Raw genomic sequence first — 6,003 nt, 5'->3', positions numbered from 1 at the left:
GGAGGGCGTCGTCTCGGGCAGGCCGACCACCGCAGGCGACTCCACCTTCACGGTGAGCGCGCGGAACGCGTACGGCACCACGGCCGGCGTCCGCCCGTTGACTTCCCAGGTGCGCGGCCGTGCTCGCGGGTGCGGGGGCGCTCGCCGGCTCGCGCTCCGTCCTCCTCCGGCTCCCGCTCCGTTCTCCTCCGGCTTCCGCGACTGTCCAGGAGTTGTCGCACTCGAGCTCGAGTGCGACGACTTCTGCGCACTCGGCGACGACCGCTGGGACAGGCCCGGCGGCTCCGCGACCACGCGGAAGCGGCCGTACTGGAGCGCGAGCACGGCGACTTCGGAGCAGTGGCGACCGGCTCGAGTCTGCGGGTCCGCGAGTGCTCAGGAGTCGTCGCAGTCGACGCCGAGTGCGACAAGTTCTGGACGGTGGGGGAGGCTCCGGGGTGAGGGCTCGCGAGTGCTCAAGAGTTGTCGCAGTCGACGCCGAGTGCGACGACTTCTGGACAGTGGGGGGAGAGGCTTCGGGGTGAGGGCTCGCGAGTGCTCGGGAGTCGTCGCGGTCGCGGCTGAGTGCGACGACTTCTGGACGGTGGGCGGCGTCCGAGCGGCGTCAGGGACCCCGGCAGCACCCGTCAGGGACCCCGGCGGCACGCATCCGGGGCCCCGGCGGCACGCGTCGCGCCCGGCGCCCGCGACCTAGGGTGAGGGCATGCATCCGCTCGACGCCAAGGACCCGCTCGCGCACTGCCCGGAGCTGTTCGTCCGCACCCCCGAGGTCCGCTCCTACCTCGACGGCAACTCGCTCGGCCGGCCGCTGCGCGCGAGCGTCGCCCGGCTCGCGCGGTTCGCGGAGGAGGAGTGGGGCGGCCGCCTCATCCGCGGCTGGGAGGAGGGCTGGCTCGACATGCCGCTCGAGGTCGGCGACGCCCTCGGCTCCGCGGTGCTGGGAGCCGCGGCCGGGCAGACGGTCGTCGCCGACTCCACGACCGTCCTGCTCTACAAGCTCGCCCGCGCGGCGATCGCCCGCCAGGCGGAGCAGGGGCGCGACGAGATCGTCGTGGACACCGACAACTTCCCCACCGACCGGTACGTGCTGGAGGGCATCGCGGCCGAGACCGGCAGCACGCTCCGCTGGATCGACTCCGACCCCGGGAGCGGCGTCGGCCCCGACGACCTCGCCCCGGTGCTCGGCGAGCGGACGGCGCTGGTGCTGCTCAGCCACGTCGCGTACCGCTCGGGGTTCCTCGCCGACGCCGCGGCGATCACCGCCCAGGCGCACGAGGCCGGCGCGCTCGTGCTCTGGGACGCCTCCCACTCCGTCGGCTCGGTGCCGCTCGAGCTCGACGCGTGGGGCGCGGACCTCGCGGTCGGCTGCTCCTACAAGTACCTCAACGGAGGCCCGGGGGCGCCCGCGTGGGCGTACGTCGCCTCCCGGCACCAGGGCTCGCTCGCGCAGCCGGTGCAGGGCTGGATGGGCGTCGCCGACATGTTCGAGATGGGACCCGGCTACCGTCCGGCCGAGGGGATGCGGCGCTTCCTCAGCGGCACCCCGCCGATCACGGGGATGCTCGCGATGCAGGACATGATCGCGCTGATCGCCTCGGTGGGCATGCCCGCGGTGCGCGCGAAATCGGAGGCGATGACGGCGTATGCGCTGGAGCTGGCCGACGCGTGGCTGGTGCCGCGCGGGGTGCGGGTGGCGACTCCGCTCGACCCCGCCCGGCGCGGCTCGCACGTGACGATCGCGCACGAGTCGTTCGCCGGCCTGGTCCCGCGGCTGCAGGCGGAGGGGATCGTGCCGGACTTCCGCCGACCCGACGGCATCCGGATCGGCCTCTCGCCGCTGTCGACCACCTTCGCCGAGCTGGAGCTGGGCATGGCGGCCATCAGGGACGCGCTGGACTGAGCGGGCCGGGGCTCGGCGAGGCGGCTGTTCCCGGCCCCACCCCTGGCCTCACCGCGCGTCGCGCGTCCGGCGGGTGCTCTCCTTCTGCAGGGCCTCGACGAGCTCCGCCTTCGTCATGCGCGAGCGGCCGGAGACGTCCAGGCGCTTGGCGAGGTCCATCAGGTGCGCCTTGGTCGCGTTCGCGTCCACTCCGCCCGCCGTCTCGTCCCCGGGGGAGCGGCCGTGGCCCTCGGCGCGGGAGTCGGAGGGGCCGCTCTCGGCCTTGCGCTCCCAGTGGTCGCCGACCTTCTCGTACTCGTGCTTCAGCGCGGCGAAGGCCGTGCGGTGGGCGCGCTCACCGTCGCCGTAGCTGTCGACGGCCGAGTCGTGCGCGGCCGACCAGAGCTTCTGCGCGTGCTCGTCGGAGCGCTCGATGGTGGACGGGATCTGTTCCTCGCGGGGCATGGCGGCCTCCCTCTCGTCCTCCGACGCTACGTCGGGTCGGAGGCGCCGGTCACCCCGTTGACGAGCGCTCGGCGGGCGCCTCCGTCCCCGGAGCGCACTCGGGAGGCCGCTGCCGGTGTTCTCACCGGGCCGACGCCGATGATGGGGCGATGTTCATCCCGACCAGAGCCGCCGGTCTCGAGGCGCTCGACGACTTCGTCGCCCGCGCGGGCTCCGCCTACGCCCGCGACCGCAACCACGACCTCGGACCATCCCGGGACAACGTCTCCGGGCTCTCGCCCTACCTCCGCCACCGCCTCGTCACCGAGCGGGAGGTCGTCGCCGCGGTCCTCGCGCGCCACCGGCTGACCGCCGCGGAGAAGTTCGTCCAGGAGGTGTTCTGGCGCACCTACTGGAAGGGCTGGCTCGAGCAGAACCCGGACGTCTGGCGCCGCTACCGCCGCGAGGTGGCGGACTCCTCCGCGGGCGATCCTCCGCCCGGGTACCTCGACGCGATCGGCGGACACAGCGGCATCGACGCGATGGACGCGTGGGTGAGCGAGCTCGTCGAGACCGGGTACCTCCACAACCACACCCGCATGTGGTTCGCGAGCATCTGGATCTTCACCCTCGGACTGCCCTGGCAGCTCGGCGCCGACTTCTTCTACCGGCACCTGCTCGACGGCGACGCCGCGTCCAACTCCCTGTCGTGGCGATGGGTCGCCGGCCTGCAGACTCCGGGCAAGACCTACCTCGCCTCCGCGTCCAACATCGCCCGCTACACGGAGGGGCGCTTCTCGCCGAGCGGCCTCGCCACCACAGCCCCCGCGCTGACGGAGGAGCCCTTCCCGCCGCGGGCACCGCTCGAGCAGGACGACGTCGTGGGGACCGTCGGCGCCCGCCCCGGCCTCCTGCTGCACGAGGAGGACCTCGAGGCGGAGAGCCTGCTCGCCGAGCAGCCGGGTCTGGCCGAGCGCCTCGTCGCGTGCGCCGTCGCCGGGGACGCGGGCGGGCGCTCGCCGTCCGGAGTCTCCGACGCGGTCGCCGCCTTCACCGCCGCGGCGCTCGCCGACGCCGCCGAGCGCACTTCCGACTCCAGCGGTCGGCCGGCGCGGGTGCTGGCGGACGCGCGTGCCGCGACGGTCGTCGACTGGGCGGTCTCCGAGCGGATCGACACCGTGGTCGTTCCGTACGCGCCGGTCGGGCCCGTCGGAGAGCGGGTGGAGGCGCTCCGCTCGGCTCTCGCCGACGAGGGGGTCGCGCTCGTCACCGTGCGCCGCCGCTGGGACGGTGCGGCGTGGCCGTCGGCGTCGCGGGGGTTCTTCCCGTTCCGGAAGCGGATCCCGGCGCTGGTGCGCGACCTCGTCGAGCCCGCCGACGCGGCCCGCCTGTTCTGAGTGGCGTTCCGAGAGCCGCGTCCCGCGAGCTGCGTCCTGTGGGCCGCGTCCCGCGACCCACGTCCTGTGAGCCCCGTCCCGCGGAACCTGTCTGGTCCCGCGGGGCGGGTGCCGCTCAGCCGAGCAGGCGGTCGCGGAGGAAGTCGCTCGCGAAGCGGCCCGAGGGGTCCCACTCGGAGCGGAGGGTGCGCCACTCCTCGAGGTGCGGGTAGAGCGGCGCGATCTCGTCGGCTCCGGCGAGGAAGTGCTTGCCCCAGTGCGGCCGGGCCCCGAGCGGCAGCAGCGCGCCCTCGACGGCGGGGAGCACGGCGTCGACGCCGGCGCGGTCCTTCTTGAAGGTGAAGTGCACGCCGACGCTGTCGCGGCCTCCGGCGGGGGAGAGCCACTGGTCGTCGCCCGCCATGGTCCGCAGCTCCGTGATGAGCAGGACGTCGTCGATCCGCTCGCCGATCGCGCGCAGCGCCACGATCGCCTCGCGGACGTTCGCGCGCGGCACCATGTACTCGCTCTGGATCTCGTCGCCCGCGCTCGGCTCGCGGTCGAGGCGGAAGTGCGGCAGGCGCTCGGACCACGGTCCGACGGAGCCGCCGAACGGGTTCAGGTTGGAGTCGACACCCTCCGAGACGGCGAAGAGGCTCGCGGAGGCGGCGACCGCGCCCAGGTGCGTCGCGTCGACGTCGGCGACGGATCCCGCCGCCACCTTGGTCTTCAGCCACAGTTGCTCCACCGTCGGCGAGGACCAGTGGGTCATGAGGCTGACGCTGTAGGCGGAGGAGGTGATCGCGTCGAAGTCGTCGAGCACGCGCTCCCAGGGCAGGTCGACGAACGCGTCCTGGCGGACGTCGAAGGTCGGCTGGATGTCGAGGGTCACGCGGGTGACGATGCCGAAGGCGCCGAGGCCGACGACGACGCCCTCGAAGCCCGGCTCCCCGCGGCGGATCGTGCGCAGCGAGCCGTCGGCGGTGACGAGCTCGAGCGCCGAGACGGCGGAGGAGAGGTTCGCGTTGCGGTCGCCCGAGCCGTGGGTGCCGGTCGCGATGGCGCCGGCGACCGAGATGTGCGGGAGCGAGCCCATGTTGTGCAGGGCGTAGCCGTTGCTGTGCAGGTGCGCGGCGACGACGCCGTAGCGGGTGGCGCCGCCGACGGTGACGGTGCTCGCCTCGGCGTCGATCACGGGGTCGGAGGCCAGGCGCCCCAGGTGCAGCAGTGCGCCGGGGGTGTCGGGCAGGGAGTTGAAGGAGTGGCGGCTGCCGAGGGCGCGGACGCGCTCGTTCTCGCGGACGAGGCGCTGCACCTCCTCGACGGACTCCGGCTCGATGATGGCGGCGGCGCGGTACTCGTAGGTGCCCGCCCAGTTGCTCCGTGAGGTCATGGGTCCATTCTGCCGGGTGCGCGGGGGATTTGTTGTTGGTTGCAACGAATGGCCCGGTGGTGCACGGGGACACCGCAGGACGGAACGGCGTGGATATTGTTCGAGGCGCGCTCCGGGCCTCTGACGGGGAGGACGGCGATGACCGCGCGCAGACGACCCCGCTCGGATCTGTTCCGGGTGTGCGTGCGCCTCCTGGTCACGATCGTGGTGGTGCTGCTCGTCCTGGCGACGGGGACGCTCGCTCCGGGCGACGGGGCCGTCGATGCGACGGCGACCCTCGTTCCGGTCCATCTGCTCGGCCGGCCGCTCTCCACCGCCCTCTCCGTGGGCTGGAGCGCCGCCTCCTCCTCGCGCCTCGACGAGCAGGCGCGGCGGAGCACCGCCGAGGAGGAGGCGCGCGGCGAGCGGCGCCTCCTCTCGCGGATGCTGGGGGCGACCGGGGCGACCAGCACGACGCTGTCGGCGGCGGTGCCGGCGATCGTGGTCACGGTGGCGATCGCGGTCACGGTGGCGATCGCGCAGAGGACGGAGTTCCGCAGCGAGCCCCTCTCCCTCGCCGCCGCCCTGCTCGCCGTCGCGAGCTCGTGGGTGCTGATGGTCTTCTCGGTCGCACAGGCCTGCCTGCGCCTCGAGTCGCGGTCGCCCCGGCGGTCGCAGGTGCGCTTCGCCTTCGAGGAGGCGCCGCACTTCAGTGACGACGCGACCCTCGCGCTCCTGCTGTCCACGACGGCGGCCACGGTCTCGGCCGAGATCCGCTCGAGAGAGGGCTGGCGCCTGGTGCGCGCGAACGTCGTCATCGCGTCCGCCTTCGACTCGGTCGTCATCGCGATGACGGTGTCACTGCTGTTCGGCGGACTCGCGGCCTGAGACGGCGGGAGCGGAGCGTCCGCGGGGCCGGGGGCGGTGGGGTC

At 73.8% G+C, this 6,003-nt stretch carries 5 protein-coding genes; 3 read left to right on the top strand and 2 right to left on the bottom strand.

Features of this window, described 5'->3' with window-relative positions:
* The first annotated feature begins 703 nt into the window (after positions 1-703).
* Positions 704-1,900, top strand: a complete 1,197-nt coding sequence (locus C5C25_RS16045; protein WP_104251178.1) for a kynureninase — start codon at positions 704-706, stop codon at positions 1,898-1,900.
* 48 nt (positions 1,901-1,948) lie between these two features.
* Here C5C25_RS16045 and C5C25_RS16040 read toward each other — a convergent pair whose 3' ends face one another.
* On the bottom strand, positions 1,949-2,344 hold the full coding sequence (locus C5C25_RS16040) for a ChaB family protein (RefSeq protein WP_104251177.1): 396 nt from the start codon (positions 2,342-2,344) through the stop codon (positions 1,949-1,951).
* Positions 2,345-2,493: 149 nt separating this feature from the next.
* On the opposite strand from C5C25_RS16040, the gene C5C25_RS16035 reads away from it, so the two are divergent.
* On the top strand, positions 2,494-3,720 hold the full coding sequence (locus C5C25_RS16035; protein ID WP_104251176.1) for an FAD-binding domain-containing protein: 1,227 nt from the start codon (positions 2,494-2,496) through the stop codon (positions 3,718-3,720).
* Between the two features lie 115 nt (positions 3,721-3,835).
* Here the strand turns inward: C5C25_RS16035 and C5C25_RS16030 are convergent, their stop codons facing one another.
* Positions 3,836-5,092, bottom strand: a complete 1,257-nt coding sequence (locus C5C25_RS16030) for an FAD-binding protein (RefSeq protein WP_104234610.1) — start codon at positions 5,090-5,092, stop codon at positions 3,836-3,838.
* 138 nt (positions 5,093-5,230) lie between these two features.
* On the opposite strand from C5C25_RS16030, the gene C5C25_RS16025 reads away from it, so the two are divergent.
* Positions 5,231-5,959, top strand: coding sequence for a DUF1345 domain-containing protein (locus tag C5C25_RS16025; RefSeq protein WP_181133716.1), 729 nt, complete (start codon positions 5,231-5,233; stop codon positions 5,957-5,959).
* Positions 5,960-6,003: the final 44 nt, after the last annotated feature.

Origin of the sequence: Rathayibacter sp. AY2B9 (assembly GCF_002931595.1) — a bacterium.
GTDB lineage: Bacteria > Actinomycetota > Actinomycetes > Actinomycetales > Microbacteriaceae > Rathayibacter.
This window is presented reverse-complemented; position numbering and strand designations above follow the sequence as displayed.

Coding starts and splice junctions, on each gene's coding strand:
- C5C25_RS16045 (WP_104251178.1), top strand. CDS start 704: ATGCATCCGCTCGACGCCAAGGACCCGCTCGCGCACTGCCCGGAGCTG.
- C5C25_RS16025 (WP_181133716.1), top strand. CDS start 5,231: ATGACCGCGCGCAGACGACCCCGCTCGGATCTGTTCCGGGTGTGCGTG.
- C5C25_RS16040 (WP_104251177.1), bottom strand. CDS start 2,344: ATGCCCCGCGAGGAACAGATCCCGTCCACCATCGAGCGCTCCGACGAG.
- C5C25_RS16030 (WP_104234610.1), bottom strand. CDS start 5,092: ATGACCTCACGGAGCAACTGGGCGGGCACCTACGAGTACCGCGCCGCC.
- C5C25_RS16035 (WP_104251176.1), top strand. CDS start 2,494: ATGTTCATCCCGACCAGAGCCGCCGGTCTCGAGGCGCTCGACGACTTC.